A 604-nucleotide genomic window follows, 5' to 3' on the forward strand; every position below is an offset into this window, starting at 1 on the left:
GAGCAGGCCGCAGCCGCAGCGGCAGCGGCCTGCTCGGCATGGACGCGGGCAGCTTCCGCCTGCTCGGCAGCGGCCTTCTCGGCCGCGGCTTTCACTGCTGCAGCCTTGACCGATTCCGAGGTCGGGAACGGCCACGGACCCAGGGCAACCGCCTTGGCGGGTTTGGCTTCAGGCTTGGCTTTCGCGGCCTTCGCTTCGGCCTGGACCTTGGCGGCTTCTTCGTCGGCCACCGGCGTGAAAGCCGGGGCTTCGCCTTCGACGACGTCCTGCTCGGCGCCCTCGACCTGGTCGCGGTCGCGACGGTTGCGGTTACGGCCGCCGCGACGGCGACGGCGGCGCGGCTCGTCGCCGTGCGCGTCGGTGTCCAGTTCCTCGCCATCCGGGCCTGCGGTCGCTTCCGCCACGTTCGCCGTCACCGGCTTCAGTGCTTCCGGGATCTCCGGCTCGCCGGCCAGCGTGATGGCCGCCTGGGCCGCCACGGCCTGGGCCGCGTTCAGCTCCTCGGTCTTGGCTTCCACCGGGGCGCGCTCGGCGCGTTCGGTGCGTTCCGTACGCTCGGCACCTTCACGCGGCGGGCGCGGCTGGCGCGGTGCGCGTTCCGGAC

The 604-nt window shown here is 73.3% G+C and carries 1 pseudogene; it reads right to left on the minus strand.

Annotated elements, in window-relative coordinates:
• Positions 1–604, minus strand: a pseudogene (locus tag ACEN88_RS33685) (ribonuclease E/G); the annotation flags it as partial.

The organism is Massilia sp. CT11-108 (genome assembly GCF_047302915.1).
Taxonomy (GTDB): Bacteria; Pseudomonadota; Gammaproteobacteria; order Burkholderiales; family Burkholderiaceae_D; genus Telluria; species Telluria orientalis.